Below are 26,449 nucleotides of genomic sequence, written 5' to 3'. Positions count from 1 at the left end.
TCTCCGCCGACTTTTCCCTTGAACCGCCGTACCGATCCGCCGCGCTCCGGCTCCCCTGATGCAGGCGGACCGCTCGCTCCCTTTCCCGCCGCACCGGTAGCACGTGGTGTGCGGGCCTGGCTGTCCGTGCTGGCGACGGGTTTGCTGGTCGCGCCCGGCTGGGCGCTCGCGCAGTCAGGCGATGGCGACGAAACGCCGGTGGAGCCGGGCGCGCGTCTCAAGTCCAGCCGCATGCTGGAGGAGAGCCTGCCGGAGGAGGCGCTGCGTGAAGCCCCGGTCTTCATCTCCGGTGACCGCATCGAGGGCAAGACCGACGGCGTCACCGCCGTGGAGGGGTCTGCCGAGCTGCGGCGCCACAACATCGTGATCAAGGGTGACCGGCTGCAGCTCGATCAGCCGACCAACGATGCACGCGCCACCGGCAATGTGCTCATCAACCGCAATGGCGAGCGGTTCCAGGGGCCGGACGTGCAGATCAACCTGGATACGTACGAAGGCACGTTCACCCAGCCCACGTTCGAACTGCTGAAGAACAACGGCAAAGGGGATGCCAGCCGCCTGGAGTTCCTGGGCAAGGACCGCACCGATGCCTACGATGCACGCTATTCCACCTGCCCGCGCACGCCAGGAGCCGACTGGATGCCTGCCTGGCTGGTGCGCGCTTCGCGCATCGAGTTCGACAACGTGGAGGAGATCGGCAAGGCCACCAACGGCGTGCTGGAATTCCAGGGCGTGCCCATCCTGGGTTCGCCCTATTTCACGTTTCCTCTGACCGATGCGCGCAAGTCGGGCCTGCTGCCGCCCACGCTCAACCTGGACAACATCAGCGGACTCGAACTGACGGTTCCCTACTACCTCAACATCGCGCCCAATCTCGACGCTACCCTCTATCCCACGTTCATGAGCAAGCGGGGCATCGACCTGGGCGGCGAGCTGCGCTACCTGCAGCCGACCTACAGCGGCCAGATCCGGGGCGCCTACATGCCCTCGGACCAGTTGCGCGACGCAGACCGCTGGGGCTACAGCTACCAGCACAACCAGAACCTCACTGGCACGGGGTTGGCGCTTGGTGCGTCGTCGAGCCTTTACGTCAACCTCAATAGGGTGAGTGACGACGATTACTGGCGCGATTTCCCGCGTGCCACCACGTCCCTGACCACCCGCCTGCTGGCCAACGACGTCGTCGCGAGCTGGGGCTATGGACCCTGGTCCATGAGTGCGGGCGCCTACACCTGGCAGACGCTGCAGGACGTGGACGCACCCATTACGCCTCCCTATGACCGCCTGCCCATGCTGACGCTGCGCTATGGACGCAGCGATGCCAGGCTGGGGGGCCTGGGTGGCTGGGACTGGTCCATATCCAACGAACTGACACGTTTCCACTCCAATCCGTTGCTGACGAGTCAGACCAATGGCACGCGCGCCATGATGGTGGCGGAGATCAGCCGTCGCTGGCTTGCACCCGGGTGGTTTGTCAAACCCCGAGCGCAGTTGCACAGCACGTACTACAGTTTTGACAGCCCGCTGTCCAATGGCGCGCGCAGCGCCACCCGCGTGTTGCCGACTTTCAGCCTGGACAGCGGCTTGGTGTTCGAGCGCGACGCCAGCTATCTGGGGCGCAATTTCGTGCAGACGCTGGAGCCGCGAGCCTTCTTCACCTGGACACCCTACCGGGACCAGAGCCTGCTGCCCAACTACGACTCGGGGCTTAACGACTTCAACTTGGCATCGATCTTTTCGGAGAACGTGTTCGGTGGCAACGACCGTATCTCCGATACCCGGGCCCTGACGCTGGGCGTGAGTTCGCGCCTGCTGGACCCAGGGACCGGCGCCGAGATGTTGCGCGTCGGGGTGGCTCAGCGCTATCTGTTCAGAGACCAGAACGTCTACCTGCCGCGCGCAAGCGGTCAACCCGGTGGCGATCCTGTCAAGGAACGGCTCAGCGACATCCTGGTGGCCACACGCGTACAGTGGAGTCCCTCCTGGGCGCTGGACACCAACGTGCAGTTCAACCCCAGCAGCCGCGAGTCTGTGCGTACGACCTTGGGTGGACGCTACACGCCGGGCCCCTACCGCGTTTTCAGCGCGGCTTACCGGTTGCTTCGCGGCAGCAGCGAGCAGTTCGACATCGGCTGGCAATGGCCGCTCAACGATCTCTGGGGTGAGTCCGCGCGCGACCGCGTGCCTGGCGGCGGCCTGGGCGCGGGGCAATGGTACAGCGTAGGCCGCGTCAACTACAGCGTGCCCGACAAGAAGGTGGTCGATCTGGTGGCCGGCTTCGAGTACGACGCCGGCTGCTGGCTGGGGCGCATCGTGGTCGAGCGCCTCCAGCGCAGCGGTGCCAGCGCCAACCAGCGTATCCTGTTCCAGCTGGAGTTCTCGGGCTTCTCGCGCCTGGGCTCCAACCCACTGCGCACGCTCAAGGAAAATGTGCCGCGTTACCAGTACCTGCGCGAAGAAATCAACCCGCCAAGCCGGTTCCAACAATATGACTGACCGCTTCCCATTCCGCGCTTGCGCGGCGCTCGGACTGGCCGCCCTGGCCGCTTTGATGTGGGCCGTTTCGGCCCAGGCCCAAGGCCTGCGCCCCTCCGGCCAGCTCAACCTGTCGCGCGTCCCCGTGTCCCCGACGCCGTCCGCTCCCACCGCCCAGGGGACGGCCGACTACATCGTTGCACTGGTGAACTCCGAGCCCGTGACCAACAACGAAGTGCGGCAGCGTCTGGTGCGCGTGGAGCAGCAGATCGCCCAGCAAGGCGGCGCCATGCCAACGCGCGACCAACTTGCGCGCCAGGTGCTTGAGCAGATCATCAACGAACGCATCCAGGTCCAGCAGGCCACCGAACTGGGCGTCACGGTCAGCGAGGCCGACGTCACACAGGCGGAAAACTCGATCGCCGCCCAGAACCAGCTCACCCCGGAGCAGTTCCGCCGCCGCCTCGCCGAGGAAGGCATGGACATCAACCGTCTGCGCAACGACCTGCGCAACCAGATCCTGCTGCAGCGCGTGCGAGAGCGCCAGGTCGACTCGCGCGTGCGTGTGACCGAGGCCGACATCGACGACTACCTCCGTGAACAGCAGGGCAGCAACGACCTGGCGAGCCTGGAACTCAACCTCGCGCACATCCTGCTCATCGTGCCCGAAGGCGCCAGCCCCGAGCGCGTCAAGGAGTTGCAGGACAAGGCCCAGGGACTGGCCGATCGTGCCCGGGCCGGCGCGGATTTCGGGCAGCTCGCGCGCGAGTTCTCGGACGCGCCTGAACGCGTCAATGGAGGGCAGTTCGGTTTGCGGGCAGCGTCGCGGCTGCCGTCGCTCTTCGTTGACAGCACGCGTGCGCTGGGCGTGGGCGCCATCGCGGGTCCGCTGCGCAGCCCCGCGGGCTTTCACCTGCTCAAGGTGCTCGACAAGCGACAGGCCGGTCTGCCCGACGTGAACATCACCCAGACGCGGGCCCGCCACATCCTGCTGCGCCCCGACAGCCGTCTGAGCCAGAGTGAGGCGATCGCGCGCCTGAGTACCTGGCGCGAGCAGCTTGCCAGCGGGCAGGCAAGCTTCGAAACACTGGCGCGTGAGCACAGCCAGGATGGCTCGGCCAGCCAAGGCGGCGATCTGGGCTGGGCCAGCCCCGGGCAATTCGTGCCCGAGTTCGAACAGGCCATGAACGGCCTTCAGCCCGGCCAGGTGTCGCAGCCGCTGGTTTCGCGTTTCGGCGTGCACCTGATCAAGGTGGAGGAGCGTCGGCAGGCGCAGCTCTCCTCGCGCGAGCAGCGCGAAATCGTCCGTGGCCTGGTGCGTGACAAGAAGACCGACGAGGCGCTGCGGGCCTGGGCGCAAGACGTGCGCGGCCGCGCCTTCGTCGAATACCGCGAGCCACCACAGTTGTAAGCCCGGGCGGCGCGCCTGGTACGGCTCTCTCGCCATGAAGCACATCGCACGCAAGCGTTTCGGTCAGCACTTCCTGACCGACAGCGCCATCATCGACGCCATCGTGCGCGGTATCGGGCCGCAGCCCGATGACGCCATGGTGGAAATCGGCCCCGGGCTTGCTGCGCTCACCCAGCCCCTGGTGGAGCGCCTGGGCCGTCTCACCGTGGTCGAACTCGACCGCGATCTCGCACAGCGCCTGCGCGGCCACGGTCAGCTCAATGTCATCGAGGCGGATGTGCTCAAGGTGGACTTCACCGCACTGGCCCAATCCATGAAGGCGGCCGGCACCGGCGGCTTGAGGGTCGTTGGCAACCTCCCCTACAACATCTCCACGCCCATCCTTTTTCACCTGCTCGACCACGTGAGCGTGGTGCGCGACCAGCACTTCATGCTGCAGAAGGAAGTCATCGACCGGATGGTGGCGCAGCCTGCGAGTGCCGACTATGGTCGTCTCTCGGTCATGCTGCAGTGGCGCTACGCCATGGAGAACATCCTGTTCGTGCCGCCGCAAAGTTTTGATCCCCCTCCACGCGTGGACAGCGCCATCGTGCGCATGGTCCCGGTCGAGGATCCGCCGAAGATCGATGCCGCGCACTACGGCCAGCTCGTCCAGACCGCGTTCAGCCAGCGCCGCAAGATCTTGCGCAACACGCTCGGTCGCTGGCTCGAAGAGCGGAACTATGCTGGTGACTTCGACCTGCAACGTCGGGCGGAAGAAGTACCCGTGAACGACTACATCCAGCTGGCCCAGAACACGCAGGCATGAAAAAGCCCCGACATCTGTCGGGGCTCATTCCGTGGGCATCGAGGATCTGGCCTCGCCGGCTCTCAGATGCCGCCCCTGGAAGGGGTGACCCGCCGCCGCAGGTGCGCGGCGCGGGCGGATCAAGCCGCTGCCAGCCAGTACCCGGCGTTGAACGGGCTGCTCATGCGCAGCGCCATCGGGCTCACGTCCAGGATCTTGTCCGTGGGCATGGGCTCGTCGCTCTGCACCTCGATGTCTTCCTCTCCCTTGGGCGCACGCGCAACGGAGAAGGAATAGAAGCAGCGGAACGGGATTTTCCGGTCCGACCAGTAATCGGCGGCATCGCGGAAGATATCCAGCAGTTGCTCGCGCGCTTCCTTGTCGAACTTGGCGTGCGCGGGAATGTGCTCCAGCACCACGATGAAACCGGTTTGCGGCCCCGACTTGTGGACCATGTCGGTCATGCAGTCGTAGAGCGCATCGAAGTTCTTGCCGAAGTGCGACGGCAGGGTGTACTGCGCTGCGATCAGTTCCAGCACATCCTGCTTGCTCTGGGCCTTGGCCAGGTTGGCGTAGAGGAAGTGGTGCCCCAGGTGTTCGGCCGCGGCCTGCAAGTCTTTCACGCCATGGGCGCGAATCGACTGAACGATATTGGGTCGTACGTTACGAAGTGGCGTGTCCATCTCCGCGTCTCTTTCTCTCAAGTCAAAGTTGAAAAACCATCCACACCATCGAGAACCTACTGCACCACGAGGCGGAAACTGCCGTAGTGGTCCTCGGTGTAATAACACGCTTCAGGCCAGCGGGGTTTGAACCCACCGCACACGATCCGCCGCGCTCCCCTGTGGCTCAGCCCCGGGGTGGGCACGGTATATTCCCGGTAGTACCCATGCTTCTGGCCCGGCAGCAGGCGTTCGCGATTGCCGAACACCGTGCCGTCCTTTTCGTAGCGGAAGGGACCACCCTGCCGGATCAGGTCCATCACCGCCTGGCCTTGCACTGGCAGGCTGGCAACCGGCATGGGTGCCGACACCACAGCCGGAGCCATCACGTCGGGTGAGCGGGCTTGCACCACCATGGTGCCCAGCGAAGCCAGCAATGTGGCCGCGAAGGCCACCGCAGCGACGACCTTGATGCTCCCGATGCGAGTCCGGATCTGCTGCAGACCCATGAGATTCCCCTGCTTCTGGTGCGATCAGCCCGCCGTGGGAAAGGTCGGAAAAGAATACCAAGGCATTCTTTTGCGGCCTGTCTCGGGGCGGGTTAACCCTGAAATCCAAGCGCGCTAGTGTGCCTGACGCGGCCCCAAATTGCAAGGGCTTGCGCAATGAGAGGGCAATGGCAGGCGGCGGAAGATGTGAGCAAAAGTTAGCGCTTGCTGTTGCAGGAGTCTTTAGCGAGAAACGTTGGCGTCGGCCACGGTGAGTGCTGTCATGTTGACGATGCGGCGGACCGTCGCGCTCGGCGTGAGGATGTGGACCGGCTGCGCGGCACCCAGCAGCACCGGTCCGACGGCGATGTTGCCGCCCGCGGCCGTCTTGAGCAGGTTGTAGGCGATGTTGGCCGCGTCGATATTGGGCAGTACCAGCAGGTTCGCCGCCCCCTTGAGGGTCGAATGAGGCATCAGCGCCTGGCGCGCGGCGGCGTCCAGTGCCACATCTCCGTGCATTTCACCGTCCACCTCCAGCCAGGGTGCCTGTTCCCGCAACAGGGCCAACGTCCGGCGCATCTTGACGGCGGAGGGTTCTTCGCTGGATCCGAAGTTGGAGTGCGACAGCAGCGCGGCCTTGGGCTGCAGGCCGAAACGCAGCATCTCCTCGGCGGCCATCACGGTGATCTCGCACAGTTCCTCGGGTGTGGGGTCGTAGTTCACGTGCGTGTCGACCAGAAAGACCTGGCGACCGGGGAGCATGAGGCCGTTCATGCACGCATAAATGCGCACGTCCTGGGCGGTGCTGGGGCTGCCGCCTTCGCGTTTGCCGATGACCTGGTCGATGTACTTCAGATGGGTGTGCGTCGTGCCCCAGGTGCCGCAGATCAGCCCATCGACCTCGCCCTTGTGCAACAGCATGGAGCCGATCAGCGTGAGCCGGCGACGCATCTCGATCTTGGCGAGTTGGGCGGTCACTCCCTTGCGCTCGGTCATGCGGTGGTAGGTCTGCCAGAAGTCGCGGTAACGGAAGTCCTGCTCGACATTGACGACGTCGTAGTCAAGCTCCTCGCGCAGGCGCAGGCCGAACTTCTCGATGCGTTGCGCGATGATGGTCGGCCGCCCGATCAACGTCGGGCGCGCGAGACCTTCGTCGACCACGATCTGGCACGCGCGCAGAACGCGCTCTTCCTCGCCCTCCGCATAGGCCACGCGCTTGCGTTCGGCCTGCTTGGCGGCGGCGAAGATGGGCTTCATGATCGTGCCCGATGCGAACACGAAGCTCTGCAGCTTCTCGCGGTAGGCGGCCATGTCCGTGACCGGGCGCAGTGCCACGCCGCTGTCGGCCGCGGCCTGCGCCACTGCGGGCGCGATCTTGATCATCAGGCGCGGGTCGAAGGGCTTGGGGATCAGGTATTCGGGGCCGAACGCCAGCTTCTCGCCCGCATAGGCCGCGGCGACCACTTCGCTTTGCTCGGCTTGCGCCAGCTCGGCGATGGCGTGCACCGCGGCGATCTCCATTTCATCCGTGATGGTCGAGGCGCCGGCATCCAGCGCGCCGCGGAAGATGTAGGGGAAGCACAGGACGTTGTTGACCTGGTTGGGGTAGTCCGTGCGCCCGGTGGCCATGATGGCGTCGTTGCGCACCTGCTTCACTTCTTCGGGCGTGATCTCCGGGTTCGGGTTGGCCAGCGCCAGGATCAGCGGGTTGGCCGCCATCGTCTTCACCATGTCTGGCTTGAGCACGCCACCGGCGGACAGGCCGAGGAAGATGTCGGCGCCGGCGATCACCTCGGCCAGGGTTCGCTGATCGGTCTTCTGCGCGAACTGGATCTTGTCCTCATCCATGAGTTCGGTGCGGCCTTCATAGACCACGCCGGCGAGATCGGTCACCCAGATGTTCTCGCGCGGGATGCCCAGCTTGACCAGCAGGCCCAGGCAGGCCAGGGCGGCGGCGCCCGCGCCCGAGGTCACGAGCTTGATGTCGCGCGGGTCCTTCTTCACCACCTTGAGACCGTTGAGCACGGCCGCACCGACCACGATGGCGGTGCCGTGCTGGTCGTCGTGGAAGACTGGGATCTTCATGCGCTCGCGCAGCTTGCGCTCCACATAGAAACAGTCCGGCGCCTTAATGTCTTCGAGGTTGATGCCACCGAAGGTCGGTTCCAGCGAGGCAATGATCTCGACCAGCTTGTCGGGGTTCTTCTCGTTGATTTCGATGTCGAACACATCGATGCCCGAGAACTTCTTGAACAGCACGCCCTTGCCTTCCATCACCGGCTTGGCGGCCAGCGGGCCGATATCGCCGAGGCCCAGCACCGCGGTGCCATTGGTGATCACCGCCACGAGGTTGCCTCGGCTGGTGTACTTGAAGGCATTGACCGGGTCGGCCACGATTTCTTCGCAGGGGGCGGCGACACCGGGCGAGTAGGCCAGCGCGAGGTCGCGCTGGTTGGTGAGCTGTTTGGTGGCGGCGATCGCCACTTTGCCCGGGGTGGGGAACTCGTGGTATTCGAGGGCGGCTCGGCGCAGCTCGGCGCGTTTGTTGTCGGGGCTGTTGTCCTTGCTCATGCTCGTGTCTCCGGCGAGGGCTATCTTGCTATGCGGAAAGTAATCGCACATTCTAAAGCGGCGATCGGGAAAACCCTAGTGCGCATGGCGACACCAGACGTCGCGATGCCTTTGACTTTTTGGGCGGCAATGCCCGGCGCGGTCGCGCGATCAGGCGCTTGCGCAGTATGCGCCCGCCGATGGCGAGGAGAGATGCGGGGATTCCGCAGAGGGGCGGAAGAGGTTTCAGGCCGAGGCGGCCTGGGCGGGCAGCTTGGCCGGGTGCAGCTGGATGTGAGCCACTGCCTGGTGGGATGTGCATTCCGACCAGAGTGCACGGGCGCCCGACTCGCACTGGCCGCATTGCGTGGCCACGCCGAGTTCAAGCTGGATATCGTCGAACGCCATGCCCGAGCGCGCGCACCGTGCGATGGTGTGGTCACTGACGCGATGGCAAACGCAAACGATCATGGAGCAGGCGGGCGGCGAAAGTTGAAACGCCTGCAAATGATAATTGATCGTATTCATGGCGCCAAATAAACCCCGCGCGCGGCGGGGTCTTGGCCTGTTCCGGGCGTCAGCTGGCCGAGCCCATCTGGCTTTGCAGGTAGTTGGGCAGCCCGACCTTCTCGATCAACTCGATCTGCGTCTCGAGGAAATCGATGTGTTCCTCGGTGTCTTCCAGGATGCCTTGCAGCAGGTCGCGCGAGACGAAGTCGCGGATCGATTCCAGGTAGGCCATGCCTTCCTTGACGGTCTTCTGCGCGCCCTGTTCCAGCGCCAGATCGCTGCGCAGCAGCTCGGGCACGTTCTCGGCGATGTTGAGTTTGCCCAGGTCCTGCAGGTTGGGCAGGCCGTCGAGCATGAAGATGCGGTCCATCAGCTTGTCGGCGTGCTTCATTTCGCCGATCGACTCGCTGTATTCCTTGGCGGCCAGTTTGTCCAGCCCCCAGTGCTTGAGCATGCGGTAGTGGACGAAGTACTGGTTGATGGCGGTCAGCTCGTTCTTGAGCTGGGCCTGCAGATGGCCAATGGCCTTGGTGTCACCCTTCATGGGAACTCCTTTCGATGTTGTTCTGGAAAAGAGCCCGCATTGTGCGCGCTGCGTCAACGCGGTCTGCCCTTGAGACGCATTCAAAACCTGCATCAAGTTTGCAAATGAGAATCGTTCGTATATGATGCGGCTTTCGCCAGCCAGCGCCCGGTGCTGTTGAGCCCGGGCCGCGACGCCAGCCGATTCCATCAACCCTCGGATTCAGGTGACGTCGTGACTTCCTCCTGCCTCGGTCCGCGCCATGACTTGGCGCGCATGCAAACTTCCCCACTCTCCCGGTTTCGCCTTTCCGGCTTTTCTCTGGCCATGTTGATGGCCGGACCCGTGCTGGCGCAGAGCGCCCCTGTCCCGGCGCCCGTGGTGGCGCAGGCCAGCGTTCCAGTGCTGCGCGAGGTGGTGGTCAGCGGCTCGCGCAGCGAGCGCGAACTTGACGAAGTGCCCGCCAGTGTCGATGTGCTCACGGGCGAGGACCTCGATCCTGCCCGTGTGGGCGACATCCGCGAACTGGTGCGCAATGTGCCCAACGTCAGCGTGCGGCGCGCGCCCCAACGTTTCGGGGCTGTCAACGGTTCGACCGGACGGGACGGCAACGCCGGCTTCAACATCCGGGGCCTGGAGGGCAACCGCGTGCTGCTCACGGTGGACGGCATCCGCGTGCCGCGCGAACTCTCCAGCGGCGTGTTCGGCTCGGCCGCGTTCGGACGCGACTACTACGACCTCGGCCTGATCTCCCGCGTGGAGATCCTGCGCGGCGCGAGCTCGGCGCTCTACGGTTCGGACGGGCTGGCGGGCATGGTGGCGATGTTCACGACGGAGCCCAAGGACCTGCTCAAGCCCGGTCAGACCCTGGGTGGGCGCGTAGGTCTGCGCGCGGACACCGAGGATGGCAGCCGTGGCGTGGGCGTGACGCTGGCGGGTGCGCCGAGCGAGACGCTGCAGTGGCTGGGCAGCGTGCAGGTGGGGCGTGCCAAGGAGCTGGACAACCAGGGGGAGAACTTCGCGCTGAACAGCAACCGTACGGCGCCGAATCCGCAGAAGGACAAGGGCGTCTCGCTGCTGGGCAAGGTGGTGCTCACCCCTGGCGGCGGCCAGCGCCACACGCTGACGCTGGAGCACGTGGACAAGCGCAGCGAGGTCGAGGCCTACAGCGGCCGCTCGACCACGGCGACCGGCACGCTGGACCTGGACGGCACCACCGACATGCAGCGCACGCGCCTGAGCTGGGACGGGCGCTTCCGCGTCGACGGCTCGGCCTGGGCAGACGAACTCCGGGCCACCGTGGGTTACCAGGAGGCCGATTCGCAGGAGGTGTCGACGGAGTTGCGCACCGCCACGCCGAACAACCGCTCGCGCGACGTGACCTACACCGAGAAGCTCTGGCAGGCGGTGCTCCAGGCGGAAAAGGCGCGCTCGCTGGGCGCGGACTGGGGCCAGAAACTGGTCTATGGCGTGGACGTGTCGGTCTCGCGCATGGACAACCTGGTCACCGGCGTCACCCCGCCGGCCTACGAAACCTACCCGCTCAAGCGTTTCCCGCCCACCCGCGAGACCAACACGGCGCTGTTCGTGCAGAGCGAGTTCGCCACCGACCGCTGGAGCGTGATTCCGGCGCTGCGCTACGACCGCTTTGACCTGAAGGCGGCAGCCGACCCGCTGTACCCGTTGCAGCCCGCGAGCCTGAAGGACTCGGCCCTGTCGCCCAAGCTGGGCCTGATCTTCCGCCCGGGGGACGAACTCAGCCTGTTCGCGAACCTGGCTGCGGGCTTCAAGGCGCCCAGCTCGCTGCAGCTCAACAACTTCTTCCAGAACACCGCGGCCAGCTACCGCACCATCCCCAACCCGAATCTCAAGCCCGAGACCAGCCGCACGCTGGAACTGGGCGCGCGCGACACCACGGGGCCGGTGCAGTGGGAAGCGGCGGTCTTCTCGGGCCGCTACAAGGACTTCATCGAGGAACTGGTGGTGGTGGGCGGCCAGGCCGGCAACCCCGCCAACCCGCTGACCTACCAGGCGGTCAACAAAAGCCAGGTGCGCCTGAGCGGCTTCGAGCTCAAGGGCAAGTTGGCACTGGGCAAGGCGACCGACCTGCGCTTGGCCTATGGCCAGACGAAGGGCCGGGACACCACCGCGGGCGTGCCTTTGAACTCCGTCAATCCGGCGCGGCTGGTGCTCGGCGTGGACCACCGCGTGGGCGACTGGAAGTTCGGCGCCTCGGTCAACCATGTGGCGAAGAAGTCCACCGGCGACATCGACTACACCAGTGCGCCCAACCAGTTCGCCACGCCGGCCTACACCACGCTGGACCTGCGGGCCAGCTGGCAGCTGCGCCCTGGCATGAAGATCAGCGCCGCACTGAACAACGTGACCGACCGCAAGTACTGGGAATGGACCAATGTGCGTGGCCTGGCCGCCAGCTCGACGGTGCTGGACGCGTACACCGCGCCAGGCCGCAGCGTGGCCGTCGCGCTGGTGGCCGACTTCTAGTTTCAGCATCTGCAAAGCCCGGGAGCCGCCATGCCAGCCGATTCGCGCAACCCAGACATGCTGTCGGACGAGGAGTACACGCTGCCCAGCGTGGAGGCCTTGTTGGCCGGCACGCTGGCGCTCATGACCGGCTATGCCCAGAGCGCGCAGGCCTGCCCTCACCGTGCGCTCATGGCCGGCAAGCTGGTGTCCAACCTGTTGCGCCTGGCGGCGCACCCGCAGCTCTCACCGCCCATGCAGGCCATGCTGGGCAACCTGGGCACGCGCTGGCAGATCGAACTGGAAAACGCCCACACCGCCGCGCTGGCGCCCACGCCGCCCAGCAGCCTGTGGCATGCGCCACCGGTGAGCGTGCAGTGACGGTCTCGCCCATCACGTTTCGAACACACCTCTCTTTCCTATCCCACCAAGGACATGACCATGAACACCTCCCTCCAGGACATCCGGACCGCTTTCCAGAACCAGCGTGAGCGCGGCCTGCGCGCGCGCGAAGCCGCCGAGGCGCTGGGCATGGGGGAGGGTGCGGCCATGGCGGCGCACTGCGGCGCGAGCGGAGGTCCCCTGCGTGCGTTGCCCCTCAAGCCGGACTGGCTGGGCTTGCTGCAGTCGCTGCAGGTGTGTGGACCGCTGATGGCGCTCACGCGCAACGACGCGGTGGTGCACGAGAAGACCGGCATCTACCAGAAGGTGTCTGCCAATGGCCACGTGGGCCTGGCCCTGGGCGAGGACATCGACCTTCGCCTGTTCTTCAACCAGTGGCATGCCGGCTTCGCGGTGTTCGAAGCCCTGAAGTCGCAGCCCGGCGAAGAGGCGCCGCCCAGCCTGCAGTTTTTTGACCGCCATGGCGCTGCCGTGCACAAGATCTTCGTGCGCGAGCAGACCGACCTGGCGGCCTGGCGGCAGGTCGTCGCGCGTTTCGAAGAGCCGGCGCGCGAGACGGTGTTCGAGCCACCCGAGGCGGTTCGCGCGCCCGCGCCCGTGGCGCAGGACGTGGACGCCGAGGCCTTCGCTGCCGCATGGGAGGCGATGACCGACACGCACCAGTTCTTCGGCCTGCTCAAGCGGTTTGGTCTGGAGCGCCAGCAGGGCTTTCGCCTGGTCGAAGGGCGCTACGCGCACCGGGTCGTCAACGCGGCGGTGCGCGAGCTGCTGGTGGAGGCCGCGTTCGACGGCACGCCCGTCATGGTCTTTGTCGGCAGTCCGGGCTGCATTCAGATCCACACCGGCCCGGTCAAGCGCGTCGAGCCCATGGAGGTGCATGGCAAGACCTGGCTCAACGTGCTGGACCCGGGCTTCAACCTCCACCTGCGCGAGGACCTGATTCAGGAGGTGTGGGTGGTCGAGAAGCCCACCAGCGACGGCGTGGTCACCTCGGTCGAGGCGTTCGACGCGCATGGGGGACTGATGGCCATGTTCTTCGGCGCGCGCAAGCCTGGGCAGGCCGAGCTGGACGCCTGGCGGCAGATCGTCGCGCACCTGCCGGCGGCCGGGCAGCCGGTGGCGGCATGAGCACGCTGGCGAGCGTGGAGCTCAAGGCCTTCGTGCCCGCGAAGGACTTCGCCACCGCCTTGCGTTTTTATGCCGACCTCGGCTTCACCCAGCGCTCGCAGGGCGGCGGCGTCGCGTACTTCAGTCTGGAGGACGGCTGCCCCTTCCTGCTGCAGGACTTCTACGAGCAGGCACTGGCCGAGAACCTCGTCATGCACCTGCTGGTCGAGGACGTACAGGCCTGGCACGCGCATGTGGTGGCGCGCGGGCTGGCCGATCGCTACCCGGGCGTGCGCGTCACGCCCGTGGTGGCGCAGCCCTGGGGCATCACCGAGTTCGTGGTGATCGACCCCAGTGGCGTGTGCTGGCACATCGGGCAGAACACGCCGGGCTTCGAGCCGGTGGGCCGCCTGCCCTGACAACCATGAATTTCCGGAACCGATCCATGAAACCCACACCATCCACCTCTTCCGGGGGCCTTGCGCGCAGAAGTGCGCTGCACCGGCTTGCACGCACCGCTCTGGCCGGGTCGGCGGTGGTCGGCATCGGCTGGCCCGCGCTGGCGCAGACGCGCCCCGCGCCCCGGCTGGTCACCGTTGGCGGCGGCATCACCGAGGTGGTGTATGCGCTGGGCGCGCAGGACCAGTTGGTGGGCACCGACACCACCAGCCTGTACCCGGCCGCCGCGCAGGCCACGCCCAAGGTGGGCTACATGCGCCAGCTTTCGGCCGAAGGCCTGCTCGCGCTGCGGCCCGACGCCCTGATCGCGGGCTCCGATGCGGGGCCACCGGTGGTGCTGGACCAGTTGCGCAGCGCTGGCGTGCGCGTGGAACTGGTGGTTTCCGACCACAGCTGGGATGAGGTGCGCCGCAAGGTGGCCGCCGTTGGCCGCGCGGCAGGACGCGAGGCGGGGGCACGCGAACTGCAGGCCCGTCTCGATGCGCGATGGCAGTCCGTGCTGGCACGGGTGCAGTCGTCGGGCAAGGTGGGTCCGCGCGTGCTGTTCGTGCTCTCCCACAGCGGCAGCCCCATGGTGGCCGGTGAGCAGACTGCGGCCGACGCCCTCATCCGCTTCATGGGCGCGCGCAACGCGCTGGGCGGCTTCAAGGGCTACCGGCCGATGACCGCCGAGGCCATGGCGCAGGCGGCGCCGGACGTGATCCTGACCACCACGCAAGGGCTGGAAGCCGTGGGTGGAGAGGCCAAGTTCTGGCAGCGCCCCGAACTCGCGCTCACACCGGCCTGGCGGGAGCGCGCCTCGCAGAAGACGTTGGTGCACCTGGACGCGCTGGAGCTCCTGGGCTTCGGGCCGCGCCTACCCGATGTCATCGAGCGCCTGCACGAGCGCATGGTGCGGGCATGAACGTCCTGCTTGCACAAGGCGGCATCGGGTCTGTGGCCAACGTGCACACGCCCGATCTCGCGCGCGCGGTGGCCGACTATGCGCGCGGCCTCGACTTCCGGTGCCAGCAGATGGTGCGGGGCGTTTACGCGCGCCTGGTCCACGGGCCGCTGTGCGTGCAACTCTGGGCCTGCGGCGCCCGACCCGCGCGCTGGGAAAAACCCACGGCCGCCGAGGCCGCTCCCTTCGAGCCGGCCCGGTTGCGCGTCGAACTGCGAGGCCTGCACGCGCTGCACGCCAGCCTGCTGAGGGCTGCGGCGGCGCCCGCGCAGCGGCTGGGGGCCGCGCCCATCTGGCAGCCCTGGGGTGCCTGGGAAACCACGCTCACCGACATCGATGGCAATGTGCTTCACCTGATCGACCGCGCGCCTGGGTCGCCAGCCAGGGCGGCCACCCCACACGCGCCGCGCGCGGAGGTGGGCCGATGAGCGCCACCGACACGGCCATGCCGTGGAACCCGCGCCGCTGGACGGCGGGACAGGTGCCAGGTCCGACGCTGCTGGGGGCCCTGTCGGTGCTGTTGCTGGTCACCTTGCTCTGGGCCGCCGGTCAGGGAGCCTACAGCCTGCCGCTGAGCGATCTGCCGGCCGTGCTGTTCGGCGGCAGCGCAGGCAGCGGTGCCGAGCTGGTGTTCTTCAACATCCGCCTGCCGCGCCTGGTGCTGGGCCTGGCGGCTGGAGCCGGCCTCGGGCTGGCCGGCGCGCTCATGCAGGGTTTGTTCCGCAACCCGCTGGCCGATCCTGGGTTGATCGGCGTGAGCAGCGGCGCGGCACTGGCGGCTGGTTTCACCATCGTGCTGGGCAACCTCTGGTTTCCCGACCTGCCGCGCTCGCTGGGCAGCTGGACGCTGGTGCTGATGGCCTTTGGCGGCGGTCTCGCGGTCACCGTGTTGATCTACCTGCTTTCGCGCGGTGAGGGGGGTACGCGCGTGGGCCTGATGCTGCTGGCCGGCATCGCGGTCAATGCGCTGGCCGGTGCCGGCCTGGGCCTGTTGAACTTCCTGGCCACCGACGAACAGCTGCGCAACCTGCAGTTCTGGCTGCTGGGCAGCCTGGGCGGCGCGCGCTGGAGCGCGGTGGCGCTGGTGGGGCTGATCACGCTGCTGGCCGGCGCCATCGGCCTGCGGCTGGCGCGCGCGCTCAATGCGCTGGCGCTGGGCGAGGCGCAGGCCGTGCTGCTCGGCGTGCCGATCGAGCGCGTCAAGCGCATCGCCATCGTGGCGACCGCGCTCGCCGTCGGGGCGGTGACCGCGACCACCGGCATCATCGGTTTCATCGGTCTGGTGGCGCCGCACATGGTGAGGCTGGTGGCCGGCCCCGACCATCGCTGGGTGCTGCCCGGCTCGGCGCTGCTGGGCGCGGTCATGGTCATCGCCGCCGACGCCGTGGCGCGCACCATCCTGCAACCGGCTGAACTGCCCCTGGGCGTGCTGACGGCCGCGGTCGGGGTGCCCTTCTTCCTGCTGCTTCTGCGCAGTGCGCACGGGAGGCGGCTGTGAACGCGCGCCTGCTGGACGCCGATTGGCGCAGTGCCTGCGGAGCGCTACCCGGTGGCGAACGTCCACTCTGGTTGGACGACGACGACGATGGGATGCCGCGGCACGAACCTCGGGGCAACGATGGCCTGAGCGCCAGTGGCGTGTGCGTGCGGGTGGGCGCCAGTACCTTGTTGCGGGGCGTGGACTTGCACCTCGCGCCAGGAGAGGTCGGTGCCATCCTGGGCCCCAATGGCGCGGGCAAGTCCACCCTGCTCTCGGTGCTGGCCGGCCTGCGCGCCTGCCACGAAGGCGAGGTGCGCCTGAACGGGCAGGCCGTCACGCCAGCGGCGGCGCCGCAGTTCGCGCGGCACCGCGCGGTGTTGCCGCAGGAGACCGCGGTGGCGTTCGATTTCCGCGTGCAGGACGTGGTGGAGCTCGGGCGCTACCCGCACCTGCGCCAGCCATCGCGCCACGAGGCCGCCATCGTGCAGGCCGCGATGCAGGCCACCGGGGTGGCGGCCATGGCGATGCGCAACGTGGCCAGCCTGAGCGGTGGCGAGCGCGCCCGCGTGCAGCTCGCGCGCGTCATGGCGCAGATCTGGGAAGCCGGCGCCGACGGCGCGCCGCGCTGGCTGTTGCTGGACGAACCGACCGCCGCGCTCGACCTGCGCCACCAGCACGAGACCTTGCGCACCGTGCAGGCTTGGGCGCGCGGACAGGGCGTGGGCGTGCTCGCCGTGCTGCACGACCCCAACCTGGCGCTGCGCTACGCGGACCGGGTCTGGGTGCTCGACGGCGGCGAAGTGCGTGCCGCTGGCCGCCCGGCGCGCGTGCTGCACCCCGACCTGCTGCGGCGTGTCTGGCAGGTGCAGGCCAGCACCGTGCGCGCGGCCGATGGCGTGGCGCAGTTGCTCATCGCGGCGGATGTTCCACCCGTTTCAGAGAGGTCCTGACATGACACCCAGCAACCCCCGGCTCCTGGTTCGCCACGACGGCACCACCGCACAGGAACTTGCTCAGGAGCACGGCGTGCTCACGCGGCAGATGGCCGGGCTGCAGCGCCGGGTGGGCGAGCAGATGCGCGCGCAGGCCTTGCAGGTGCTGGCATTGCAGGAGGAGGTGCTGAACCTGCGTGCCCAACTGGTCGTGGCCCGTACCTGCATGCTGTGGGGCCTGGGTCTGGCCGGCGTGGCCAGGCCTCTCGTGCGCCGTGGCCGCGCGGCGGTGCAGGCGCAGGCCGCGCAGGACATGGCCGAGGCCAGCGCGGTGATCTGCCAGACCGGCTGCGTGGGCCACGCCCACCCCTGGCTGGAGGGAGATGGACAGTGCCGGCGCACCGGTGCGGCCTGTGCGCAGCTGACCGCCGGCGCCGAAGCCGATGACGCGGGGCAGGCGCGGTGAACAACGGCCTGTTAAAGCGCCACCCAGTGGTTGTCGAACTGCACGGACGCGCCACCAGCGCGGGCCGGCCTGCCTTCGGGTGCGCACCACACCCCTTCGCTGCCGCTGGCCCACCAGTGCCCACGGCCGGCGGCCAGGGCGTAGGCCTGGGCATGCGCCAGCGTGCCTGAGCAACGGGCGCCGGTGTCGAACAGGGCCAGTCCGTCGGCGCGCGGACAGCTCACTACGAAGCCGCCACCGGGCAGCGCGCAGATGTCCCCGCCATAGCCGTGCATTGCTGGCTGTGCTTGGGCGGGCCGCAGCTGCAGGCCGTCCCACGCCGCGAACACCGGGGCTTGTTGGCGGGCTTGGGCGTCGGGGTGCTCGGCCTGCAATGCGATGCCCACGGTGCGCGATACCGGGTCCCAGGCCAGGTGCCGCACGCTCAGGTACGGGTCCTGCAGGCGCCATTGGCCCAGCAGGCGGCCGTCGCGCGGGTCCAGCGCCACCAGCGAAGCGTCCATGCGGTCCAACTGGCGTTTGCTGCGGCCGGTCTCGGGCAGTGTGGGAATGCCGCCGTTGGCCACGATCAGGCTGCCGGTGGGGATGTCGCCCACGCGCTCGGGCAACACCATGAGCGCATGCGGGTCCATGCCGTGCGTCGGCCATTCCGCGCGCTTCTCCAGCGAGCGGACATCGCGCGTGGCGAGCCGGCCTTGCGCGGTGTCCAGGTCGGTCTCGGTGGTCCACAAGACAGAAGCATCCTCGCTCGCCACCACATGGCCATTGAAGCGGCGGTCGTCCTCGATCCAGTGCCATTGCGCCTGCCCGCTGGCCGGGTGCCAGCGCAGCAGCCAATCGCCGGGGCGCCGCGCGGCGGCCAGCACGCTGCCACCGCGCTCGACCAGCAGGCCGTGCGCGCGCGTGGGTACATCGAGTTCGCTCTGCACCGACCAGCGCGCGGTCTTCACCTCGATCACACCGATGCGTTGCCCGTCTGCTGCCTGCCAGGCCGCCAGCAGGCGCGCGGCAGGCGCAGCACCCCAGGCGGGCGCGAAGCCCACCGCCGCCATGGCCAGCAGCCATTGGCGGCGCGAAACGACCGTTGGCTCGGCGGGGTCCGTCACTCAGTCCCCATCGGCATCCGAAAACCCCAGTGGCACGTCCAGCGCGGCCGCGACCTCGTTCTGGTACAGCACCGTGAGCGCCTTCATGGACTTGGCGACCGCCAGCAGTTCGCGCTCGCTGGAGCGAGGCGTCAAACGGTCCATGCCGGCGCCGACCTGGTCCAGCGCCTGGCCCCAGCGCTGGGCGAGCGCCAGGTGGCCTCGCCCTAGGAGCAGGGCTTCCAGAGGGATCAGGGCTGTCCCGCCCGCAGGCGGGTTGGCGCCAGGCCGCAGGCGAGCCTGCGTCTGCAGGCTTTGCCACTGCGCGCGCCAGTCGCGCAGGCTGCTCTCGCGGTCCAGGCGCGCGAACGGCGCCGGCCTGGCCATGTTGCCGGTGGTGCGCTGCGTGGTGAGGGGCTTTTCGATGTGCGCCCAGCGCAGGCGCTCAAAGCCTGCCAGCCACTGGTTCACCCACTCGGCCAGCGCGGCGGTGGTGGTCTCGGGTTCATCGTCCCATTCCTTGGTGGCCCATTGGCCGAGTTCGGCGTCCAGCGCCTGTGCTTCAGCGGCAATGTCTTGCGCCACCAGCTCGCCGTACCGGCATGCCGGCGCGGTGGGGCGCTCCTTGGACCACCGCTCCAGCAGCAGCTCGAAAGCCGGGAAGCCCTTGGCCGGTGTGCCCACGCGCTCCATGTCGGCCAGCGTGGCCGGCGCCTTGTCCATCGAGCGGCGCAGCAGGTCCGGGCGCGCGGGCCAGAAATCGATCTGGCGCTGCGATCGGCGAGTGACCATGGGCCCCACGGCGGGGGTAGACAGCGTCTCCCAGCCCAGAAGCGCCGCCAGCCATTGCGCGCGCAGGTCTTCCAGGGAGGCCTGGCCCTGGCAGAACCGCGCTGCGGTCTCGGCCAGGCCGTCCGCCTGCGCCTTGAAGGCCTGGGCCAGTGGCGGCAGGCGGTGGGTGTAGATGCCTTGCAGGGCCTGTTCGGCCGAGTAGTAAGGGGCCGCTACGGTGGGGCCCGGGCTTTGCGCAGCGGCGATGCCAGCCAGTGCCAGGCCCAGCAGCGCCGCCAACGCGGCGCGTTGCAGCCGCTTGCGTGTGCGTGTCATAGCGACTCCACGAATTTCACCAGCGCCTGGCGGTCCGCGCGGTTCATCTTCAACACCTGTTCCCTGGCGGGCCGCGCCTCGCCACCATGCCACAGGATGGCCTCGAGCACGCCGTTGGCACGCCCGTCGTGCATCAGGCGCGTGTGGCCGTTCACGTCCTTGATCAGGCCTATGCCCCACAGCGGCGGCGTCTTCCACTGGCTGCCGCTGGCCAGGAAGTCGGGCCGGCCGTCGGCGAGGTCGGGGCCCATGTCGTGCAGCAGCAAGTCGGTGTAGGGCCAGATCCGCTGGCCCTTCAACGCCGGGCTGGTGAAGCGGGGGAACGGTCCCTCGGCCGTCACGTAGCTGGGCCGGTGGCAGGCGGCGCACTGGGCCTGCGCGAACAGGGCCTGGCCGCGCAGCACCTGTGCGTCGTTCACGTTGCGCCGTGCCGCTGGGGCCAGCGTGGCCTGGTAGAAGATCACCTGGCCCAAGGTGTCATCGTCGATCTCGGGCCGGCTGGCGTCGGCGCTGGCGGCCGGTACCAGGCCGTCGCGGCCGCTGGTCCGGCCGCCGCCATGCGGTGCAGCCAGGCAGTCCTTCTGCGCCGGCGTGCAGGTTTCCTGCGGAAAGACGCTGGAGGTGATGCCGATGTCACCGTGGAACGCGCCCGCTGTCTGGTGCGCGATGGTTGCCACGTTGGCCTTCCAGCCGAAGCGGCCGATGCGCTCCTCCTGTGCGAAGACATCCCATACGCGGTTGGGCTGGCCTTTGACCAGGCCGGGCGCGGCGGCCTGCTCGCGGGCGTTGCGCAGGATCTCGGCCTCGGGAATCGCCTCCAGCAGGCCGATGCCCGCGATCTGCGGTGCGATGCGCGGGCTGACCATGGCCCCCGGGGCCAGCGGGCCATAGGCCAGGTCGGTCAGTGTGTACAGCGGCTTTTGCAGCGTGTAGCGCGTGCCATCGGCGAAGCGGCCGTGGATGGGCTGCTGGCGAATCTCCACACGGCCCTCGGGCCTGACGCCCTGGATGGCGGCGTTGTTGAACTGGTCGCCATACACCGGGTCGGGCCGCACGCCGGCCCTGGGGTCGGGCGTGCCGGCCACCGACAGGCGCATGAGCAGCGCCACGGTCGGCTCCGGGTCGGGCCCGAGCGTGCGCTGCCATGCGGGCGGCTCACCCCGGCCGTCCATCACGTGGCAGCCGGCGCACGCCCGCGCGATGAAATGCGGCCCGAGGCCATCGCGCGCGGTGGTCGAGGCGGGCGCCTCGACCCAGTTGCGCTTGAAAAAAGAGTTGCCGATCACGAAGCGCGTGCGCCCCGGATCGTCCAGGTTGGCCAACGGGAACGAGAACGCGTTCTTGCCGGTGGCGTAGACGGTGGTGGCGCCACCGGTCTTTTCGCCCAGCGGGTCGGGTGCCTCGTCGGCTTGCAGAACGAGGGCGGCCGAACCGATGAGCAGGGCCCCCATGGCTGACGCGGTGCGCGCGGCTTTGGGAAAGAGCGACATGATGGAAACGCCTATTGGGGACGTGCGGCGCCGCGCAGCGGCGTGCCGTGTGTCACGGTTCCACCAAGGTCAGTTTGGCGATGCCCACCGCACCAGCCGACTCGACCAGCAGCTTGGACTGTTCGACCAGGCTGGCCACTGTTTTCTCGATCACCGGCCGGCCAGCCGCGCCCTTGGCGATGGCGCGGTCGAACGGGGCCGGAATGGCCTCGGCCGACTGCACGGAGAGCGCGATCTGCGCAGTCGTCTTCTCGGCCAGGTCGGCCTTTTTCGCGGCCACGAGGTCGCGCACGCCGGGGCCCTGCAGCGCGCTGCCGTCGCGTTTTCTGTACTGGCCCAGCCACACGTTCTGGATGCCCTTCGCGTTGTTGACGATGTCACGGTGCGTGTTGTCCGAGAAGCAGGAGTGCTCGTCCTCCTGGTCCTGCGAATTCAGGGCCACCTCCATGCGTTCGCCGGAGAGTTCACCGCGCGAGAGCGAGCCCAGGCCGACGATGATCTTGCGCACCGACTCCTTGCCGCCTTTCTCGAAGCGGGCGCGGTAGTTCTTCTGGCCCGGCGCCCAGGATTTGGCGAGAAAGCCCAGGTCATCGACCAGCAACTCGGTGGCCACCGTCAGAAACTGGCGGCGCCGATCGGCGTTGGGGGTCTTGCCATCGAGGTAGTCCTCGAACGAACGGTTGCCCGGGCCGGTCTCGCTCAGGTCCTGGCCCCAGAGCAGGAATTCGATGGCGTGCCAGCCAGCGCTGATGTTTTCCTCGCCGCCGCGTTCATTGAACTTGGCCAGGTTGGCCTTGGTGATCTTGAACTTGGTGTTGGCGATCAGCCCCGACTGGGGCTTGCCCTGCACGTAGTCCACATAGGACTCGTCCAGCGGCCAGGCGTTGATCTGGCCTTCGGGGCCCTTGTCGTCGTCGATCGGGCCGCCGTAGAAGCGGAACGCTTCCGTCTGGCCGTAGAACTCGCGCGCGGCCAGCCAGGCCTTGCGCGCGGCGGCCAGACCATCGGCCGAGGGCGCGGCGACGAAGGCCTTGATGGCCCCTTGCATGTCCTGCGCGGCGGACAGGGTGTCGCTGTAGCTGGCGTAGACCAGGGCGGCGTAGTGGCCAGCGACGCTGGCGTAGGTGGCTGGAGCGGTGGCGGCCGCGGCAGGGTTGGAGGGCTGGGTCTGTGCCTGGGCGTGCGGCAGCGCCAGGGTGGCCGCCAGGGCCAGGACGGAGAGGGTGGTTTTCATGCTGCGGGCCGGGAGGTTGGGTGAACAGGGGCCGGCACAGGGTGGCCGGAGGCCCCAGTTTAAATGAGAACCATTCCCAATCAATGACCCGTTGACGGCCGGCGAACATGCGCCTTGACCCAGATCAAGGCGCGGCCATGCCTCAGCCGCGCATCAAGGCTTCGATCTCGTCGGCCTTCACCGGCACGTCGCGCGTGATCAGTTCGCAGCCGGTGGCTGTGACGATGGCGTCGTCCTCGATGCGGATACCGATGTTCCAGAACGCCTCGGGTACGCCCTCGGCCGGCCGCACATAGAGGCCGGGCTCGATCGTGAGCACCATGCCCGGGCGCAGGATGCGGCTGGGCCGGTCCTTGATGATCTCGCCGCTGAGCGGGTCCTTGCGCTCGCTGACGGTGCCGACCTCGGCGGGCTCCACATAGCTGCCGCAGTCGTGCACGTCCATGCCCAGCCAGTGCCCGGTGCGGTGCATGTAGAACTGAAAATAGGACCGGTTGGCGATCACGTCCTGTGCGTGGCCGACCTTGTTGGCGTCGAGCAGGCCCACGTCCAGCAGGCCCTGCGCGAGCACCGCGACGGTCGCGTCGTGCGGATCGACGAAGCGCGCGCCGGCCCGCGTGGCCGCCACGGCGGCGTCCTGGCTGGCCAGCACCAGTTCGTACAGCGTGCGCTGCGGGCCGGTGAAGCGGCCGTTGGCCGGAAAGGTGCGCGTGATGTCGCTGGCGTAGCCGTCGAGTTCGCAGCCGGCGTCGATCAGCACCAGTTCGCCGTTGCGGATGGGCGCGGCGTCGGCGCGGTAGTGCAGCACGCAGGCGTTGGCGCCGGCGGCGACGATGCTGCCGTAGGCCGGGTACTGCGAGCCCTGCTCGCGGAAGGCGTGCAGCAGTTCGGCGTCCAGGTGGTACTCGCGCACGTCCTGGCCCGCGCGCAGCATGGCCGCGCTGCGCTGCATGGCGCGGATGTGTGCCTGGGCGCTGATGCGCGAGGCGCGGCGCATGATGGCCTGCTCGTGCGCGTCCTTGACCAGGCGCATCTCGTCGAGCACGCCGCAGAGGTCGCGCTGCGATTCGGGGCACAGCGCGCCGTAGCGCACGCGGGCGCGCACCGGCTGCAGCCAGCCATTGATGCGGCTTTCCAACCCGTCGTGGGTGGCGAACGGGTACCAGACGGTGCGGCGGTTTTCCAGCAGGCGCGGCAGGCGCTGGGCCAGTTCGGCCACGGAGAAGGCTTCGTCCACGCCCAGCACCGCCGGTGCGGCTTCGGGGCCGAGCCGGATGCCGTCCCAGATTTCCCGCTCCAGGTCCTTGGGTTGGCAGAACAGGGTGGTGGCACCTTCCGCGCTGATCACCAGCCAGGCGTTGGGTTCGGTGAAGCCGGTGAGGTAGTAGAAATAACTGTCGTGCCGGTAGAGAAAGTCCGAATCGCGGTTGCGTGCCCGCTCTGGCGCGGTGGGCACGATGGCGATGCCGCCGGGACCCAGCGCGGCGGCGACACGGGCGCGGCGTTCCGCGTAGATCTGGGTGTGGGTGCTGGCGTCCATGTCTGACATTCTCCAGGTTGTGTTCAGCGGTTGAGTTCCTCGAGCCGTTCGGGCGTGCCGACATCGGTCCAGGGGCCGGTGTACAGCTCGGCGCTCACGCGGCCCGCGTCCATGGCACGGCGCAACAGCGGCGCCAGGGGTTCCGCGGTGCCTTGAGGGTTGCCTGGCACGACCTCGCACCACGGTGCTTCGAACAATTCGCGCCGGTACAGGCCGATGGTGCTGTAGGTGAGGCGCTCGCCGGCCTGGTTGAGCGCCAGTCCTTCGGCGCTCAGGCCAAAGTCGCCGCGCGGGTTGTGCGGCGGGTTGGGCACCAGCCAGATGTGCGCCAGGCGGCCACTGCCCAGGAAACGGGCCACGGCCTCCTGCGTGAACACGAAGCCGGGCGCGTACACGTCGCCGGCCAGCACCCAGAAAGCGTCGCCCAGCAGCGGCAAGGCGCGTGCGATGCCACCGGCGGTTTCCAGCGCATAGCCAAAATCCAGGCCCTCGCGCGAGACGCTGAGCTGTGCCTGCGGATGGCTGGCCTGCCATTGCTCGCAGAAGGTGTCGATCTGCTCGCCCAGCCAGGCGGAATTGACCACCAGCCGGGTGAAGCCACCGGCGTGCAGGGCTTCCATGGGCCACTGCAGCAGGGGCTTGCCGCGCACCGGCAGCAAGGGCTTGGGGTGGGCGTCGGTGAGCGGGCGCATGCGCATACCGCGTCCAGCGGCGAGGATCATGGCGGCAATGGACGGGGCGGCGGGGTGTTGGGTCATGGGGCACGCGGCGACCGACCGGCGAGTGGGGGGCGGTGCGCGTCGAAGAATTATGGGGGCGGCTGTGGGAAGTCGCACGGTCGGGCCCAGACGACCATGTCGGTCTGACCGATAAAATCCGGGGTTTTGCGCCGCCGCGCCGTCTCCCTTCCCTTCTCCTCACATCCCCCAGACCCATGTCCGACGCAGCCAGCACCTCCTCCCGCACCGCTTCCGCCGCCTCGGCCGTGACGCCCCAGGTCCAGGCCAACGCCATCCGCGCACTGGCCATGGACGCTGTCCAGCAGGCCAATTCCGGCCACCCGGGCGCGCCCATGGGCATGGCCGACATGGCCGTGGCGCTCTGGGGCCGCCACCTGCGCCACAACCCGGTCCATCCGCAGTGGGCCAACCGCGACCGTTTCGTGCTTTCCAACGGCCACGGTTCCATGCTGATCTACGCGCTGCTGCACCTCACCGGCTACGACCTGCCGATGGGCGAGTTGCGCAACTTCCGCCAACTGCACAGCAAGACCGCCGGCCACCCCGAGGTCGGTATCACGCCCGGCGTGGAGACCACCACCGGGCCGCTGGGCCAGGGCGTCACCAACGCAGTGGGCATGGCGCTGGCCGAGAAGCTGCTGGCGGCCGAGTTCAACCGGCCCGGCCACACCATCGTCGATCACCACACCTATGTGTTCCTGGGCGATGGCTGCCTGATGGAAGGCATCAGCCACGAAGCCTGCGCACTGGCCGGTGCCTGGAAGCTCAACAAGCTGGTGGCCCTGTACGACGACAACGGCATTTCCATCGACGGCCAGGTCACGCCCTGGTTCATCGACAACACCGCGCTGCGCTTCGCGGCCTACGGCTGGAACGTGATCGGCCCGATCGACGGCCACGACGTGGACGCCGTCGACCGCGCTATCCGCGAGGCCAAGAACAGCGCCGACGCTCCCACGCTGATCCTGTGCAAGACCCACATCGGCAAGGGCAGCCCGAACCGCGCCAACACCGCCAAGGCCCACGGTGAGCCCCTGGGCGCGGAGGAAATCGCCCTCACCCGCGCCGCGCTGGGCTGGAGCCACGCGCCCTTCGAAATTCCGCAGGACGTCTACGCGGCCTGGGACGCCAAGGCCGCCGGCAAGACCGCCGAGGCTGGCTGGAACGATGCTTTCGCCGCCTACAAAGCCGCCTTCCCCGAGCTGGCGCGCGAATTCACCCGCCGCATGAAAGGCGAATTGCCGAAAAACTTTGCCCAGGTGGCGGTGGACACCGCCGTGGCCGCGCACACCAAGGCCGAGACCGTGGCCAGCCGCAAGGCCAGCCAGCTTGCGCTGGAAGCCTTCACCGCCGCGCTGCCCGAGCTGCTCGGCGGCAGCGCCGACCTCACCGGCTCCAACCTCACCAACACCAAGTCCACGCCGGCGCTGCGCTTCAACCTGGCTGGCGACGTGCTCAAGGACGAGCAGGGCCGTGGCGGGCGCCACATCAACTACGGCGTGCGCGAATTCGGCATGGCGGCCATCATGAATGGGGTGGCGCTGCATGGCGGTTTCATCCCTTATGGCGGCACT

Annotated in this window: 23 protein-coding genes and 1 pseudogene; 13 read left to right on the top strand and 11 right to left on the bottom strand. The window is 68.1% G+C overall.

The features are described 5' to 3' along the window. The first annotated feature begins 18 nt into the window (after window positions 1-18). From KIT53_RS13685 to rsmA, 3 genes are read left to right on the top strand one after another with little or no spacing between them, the layout of a single operon-like run. On the top strand, window positions 19-2,496 hold the full coding sequence (locus tag KIT53_RS13685; protein ID WP_297753344.1) for an LPS-assembly protein LptD: 2,478 nt from the start codon (window positions 19-21) through the stop codon (window positions 2,494-2,496). Beyond that, window positions 2,489-3,886, top strand: coding sequence for a peptidylprolyl isomerase (locus tag KIT53_RS13680; protein WP_297753342.1), 1,398 nt, complete (start codon window positions 2,489-2,491; stop codon window positions 3,884-3,886). The genes KIT53_RS13685 and KIT53_RS13680 overlap by 8 nt, the downstream gene beginning before the upstream one ends. 34 nt (window positions 3,887-3,920) lie before the next feature. Then, window positions 3,921-4,694: a 16S rRNA (adenine(1518)-N(6)/adenine(1519)-N(6))-dimethyltransferase RsmA gene (gene rsmA, locus KIT53_RS13675; protein WP_297753341.1), complete on the top strand. Its 774-nt coding sequence runs from the start codon at window positions 3,921-3,923 to the stop codon at window positions 4,692-4,694. A gap of 266 nt (window positions 4,695-4,960) precedes the next feature. Here rsmA and KIT53_RS13670 read toward each other — a convergent pair. From KIT53_RS13670 to bfr, 5 genes and pseudogenes are all read right to left on the bottom strand, one after another. Then, window positions 4,961-5,356, bottom strand: a pseudogene (locus KIT53_RS13670) (barstar family protein); the annotation flags it as partial. 56 nt (window positions 5,357-5,412) lie between these two features. Then, window positions 5,413-5,751: a ribonuclease domain-containing protein gene (locus KIT53_RS13665; RefSeq protein WP_297753454.1), complete on the bottom strand. Its 339-nt coding sequence runs from the start codon at window positions 5,749-5,751 to the stop codon at window positions 5,413-5,415. 315 nt (window positions 5,752-6,066) lie between these two features. Next, window positions 6,067-8,394, bottom strand: coding sequence for an NADP-dependent malic enzyme (locus tag KIT53_RS13660; RefSeq protein ID WP_297753337.1), 2,328 nt, complete (start codon window positions 8,392-8,394; stop codon window positions 6,067-6,069). A 225-nt stretch (window positions 8,395-8,619) separates the two neighbouring features. Further along, window positions 8,620-8,844 (bottom strand): (2Fe-2S)-binding protein, encoded by a 225-nt coding sequence (locus tag KIT53_RS13655; RefSeq protein WP_297753452.1) that lies wholly within the window; start codon window positions 8,842-8,844, stop codon window positions 8,620-8,622. Window positions 8,845-8,950: 106 nt separating this feature from the next. Next, the gene (gene bfr, locus KIT53_RS13650; RefSeq protein ID WP_297753335.1) at window positions 8,951-9,427 is read right to left on the bottom strand and encodes a bacterioferritin; all 477 of its coding nucleotides are present in this window, start codon (window positions 9,425-9,427) and stop codon (window positions 8,951-8,953) included. Window positions 9,428-9,682: 255 nt separating this feature from the next. Between bfr and KIT53_RS13645 the strand changes: the two genes are divergently transcribed. From KIT53_RS13645 to KIT53_RS13605, 9 genes are read left to right on the top strand one after another with little or no spacing between them, the layout of a single operon-like run. Beyond that, a complete protein-coding gene (locus KIT53_RS13645) occupies window positions 9,683-11,911 on the top strand; it encodes a TonB-dependent hemoglobin/transferrin/lactoferrin family receptor (RefSeq protein WP_297753333.1) in 2,229 nt (742 codons plus the stop codon). Between the two features lie 30 nt (window positions 11,912-11,941). After that, window positions 11,942-12,271 carry a hypothetical protein gene (locus KIT53_RS13640; RefSeq protein ID WP_297753331.1) on the top strand — a complete coding sequence of 110 codons (330 nt, stop codon included), beginning with the start codon at window positions 11,942-11,944 and terminating at the stop codon, window positions 12,269-12,271. A gap of 60 nt (window positions 12,272-12,331) precedes the next feature. Then, complete coding sequence (locus KIT53_RS13635) at window positions 12,332-13,420, top strand: ChuX/HutX family heme-like substrate-binding protein (RefSeq protein WP_297753329.1); 1,089 nt, start codon at window positions 12,332-12,334, stop codon at window positions 13,418-13,420. Next, on the top strand, window positions 13,417-13,818 hold the full coding sequence (locus tag KIT53_RS13630) for a VOC family protein (RefSeq protein ID WP_297753327.1): 402 nt from the start codon (window positions 13,417-13,419) through the stop codon (window positions 13,816-13,818). Before KIT53_RS13635 ends, KIT53_RS13630 begins: the two co-directional genes overlap by 4 nt. A 26-nt stretch (window positions 13,819-13,844) precedes the next feature. Next, on the top strand, window positions 13,845-14,762 hold the full coding sequence (locus tag KIT53_RS13625; RefSeq protein ID WP_297753325.1) for an ABC transporter substrate-binding protein: 918 nt from the start codon (window positions 13,845-13,847) through the stop codon (window positions 14,760-14,762). Continuing rightward, window positions 14,759-15,229, top strand: a complete 471-nt coding sequence (locus tag KIT53_RS13620; protein WP_297753323.1) for a hypothetical protein — start codon at window positions 14,759-14,761, stop codon at window positions 15,227-15,229. Before KIT53_RS13625 ends, KIT53_RS13620 begins: the two co-directional genes overlap by 4 nt. Continuing rightward, the gene (locus KIT53_RS13615; RefSeq protein ID WP_297753321.1) at window positions 15,226-16,299 is read left to right on the top strand and encodes an iron ABC transporter permease; all 1,074 of its coding nucleotides are present in this window, start codon (window positions 15,226-15,228) and stop codon (window positions 16,297-16,299) included. Before KIT53_RS13620 ends, KIT53_RS13615 begins: the two co-directional genes overlap by 4 nt. Further along, window positions 16,296-17,231, top strand: coding sequence for a heme ABC transporter ATP-binding protein (locus tag KIT53_RS13610; protein ID WP_297753319.1), 936 nt, complete (start codon window positions 16,296-16,298; stop codon window positions 17,229-17,231). The genes KIT53_RS13615 and KIT53_RS13610 overlap by 4 nt, the downstream gene beginning before the upstream one ends. A gap of 1 nt (window position 17,232) precedes the next feature. Then, on the top strand, window positions 17,233-17,679 hold the full coding sequence (locus tag KIT53_RS13605; RefSeq protein WP_297753317.1) for a hypothetical protein: 447 nt from the start codon (window positions 17,233-17,235) through the stop codon (window positions 17,677-17,679). Between the two features lie 11 nt (window positions 17,680-17,690). Here KIT53_RS13605 and KIT53_RS13600 read toward each other — a convergent pair whose 3' ends face one another. The 6 genes from KIT53_RS13600 to KIT53_RS13575 all read right to left on the bottom strand — a co-directional run bounded on the left by KIT53_RS13600 (window position 17,691) and on the right by KIT53_RS13575 (window position 24,857). Further along, entirely contained in the window at window positions 17,691-18,785 is a 1,095-nt protein-coding gene (locus KIT53_RS13600; protein ID WP_297753314.1) for a DUF1513 domain-containing protein, read from the bottom strand. Then, window positions 18,786-19,871, bottom strand: coding sequence for an imelysin family protein (locus KIT53_RS13595; protein WP_297753312.1), 1,086 nt, complete (start codon window positions 19,869-19,871; stop codon window positions 18,786-18,788). Then, complete coding sequence (locus KIT53_RS13590) at window positions 19,868-21,322, bottom strand: di-heme oxidoredictase family protein (RefSeq protein WP_297753450.1); 1,455 nt, start codon at window positions 21,320-21,322, stop codon at window positions 19,868-19,870. The genes KIT53_RS13595 and KIT53_RS13590 overlap by 4 nt, the downstream gene beginning before the upstream one ends. Window positions 21,323-21,413: 91 nt before the next feature. Further along, on the bottom strand, window positions 21,414-22,595 hold the full coding sequence (locus KIT53_RS13585) for an imelysin family protein (protein WP_297753310.1): 1,182 nt from the start codon (window positions 22,593-22,595) through the stop codon (window positions 21,414-21,416). Window positions 22,596-22,737: 142 nt separating this feature from the next. After that, a complete protein-coding gene (locus KIT53_RS13580; RefSeq protein ID WP_297753309.1) occupies window positions 22,738-24,135 on the bottom strand; it encodes an aminopeptidase P N-terminal domain-containing protein in 1,398 nt (465 codons plus the stop codon). Window positions 24,136-24,158: 23 nt separating this feature from the next. Next, window positions 24,159-24,857: a nucleotidyltransferase family protein gene (locus KIT53_RS13575; protein ID WP_297753448.1), complete on the bottom strand. Its 699-nt coding sequence runs from the start codon at window positions 24,855-24,857 to the stop codon at window positions 24,159-24,161. 212 nt (window positions 24,858-25,069) lie between these two features. Here KIT53_RS13575 and KIT53_RS13570 point away from each other — a divergent pair. Continuing rightward, window positions 25,070-26,449, top strand: a 1,380-nt coding sequence (locus KIT53_RS13570) for a transketolase (protein ID WP_297753307.1), incomplete at its 3' end; no start/stop codon positions are given.

Origin of the sequence: Hydrogenophaga sp. (assembly GCF_026125785.1) — a bacterium.
Classification (GTDB): domain Bacteria; phylum Pseudomonadota; class Gammaproteobacteria; order Burkholderiales; family Burkholderiaceae_C; genus Hydrogenophaga.
The sequence above is the reverse complement of the archived record's forward strand: the minus strand, read 5'-3'. Positions and strand labels throughout refer to the sequence as shown.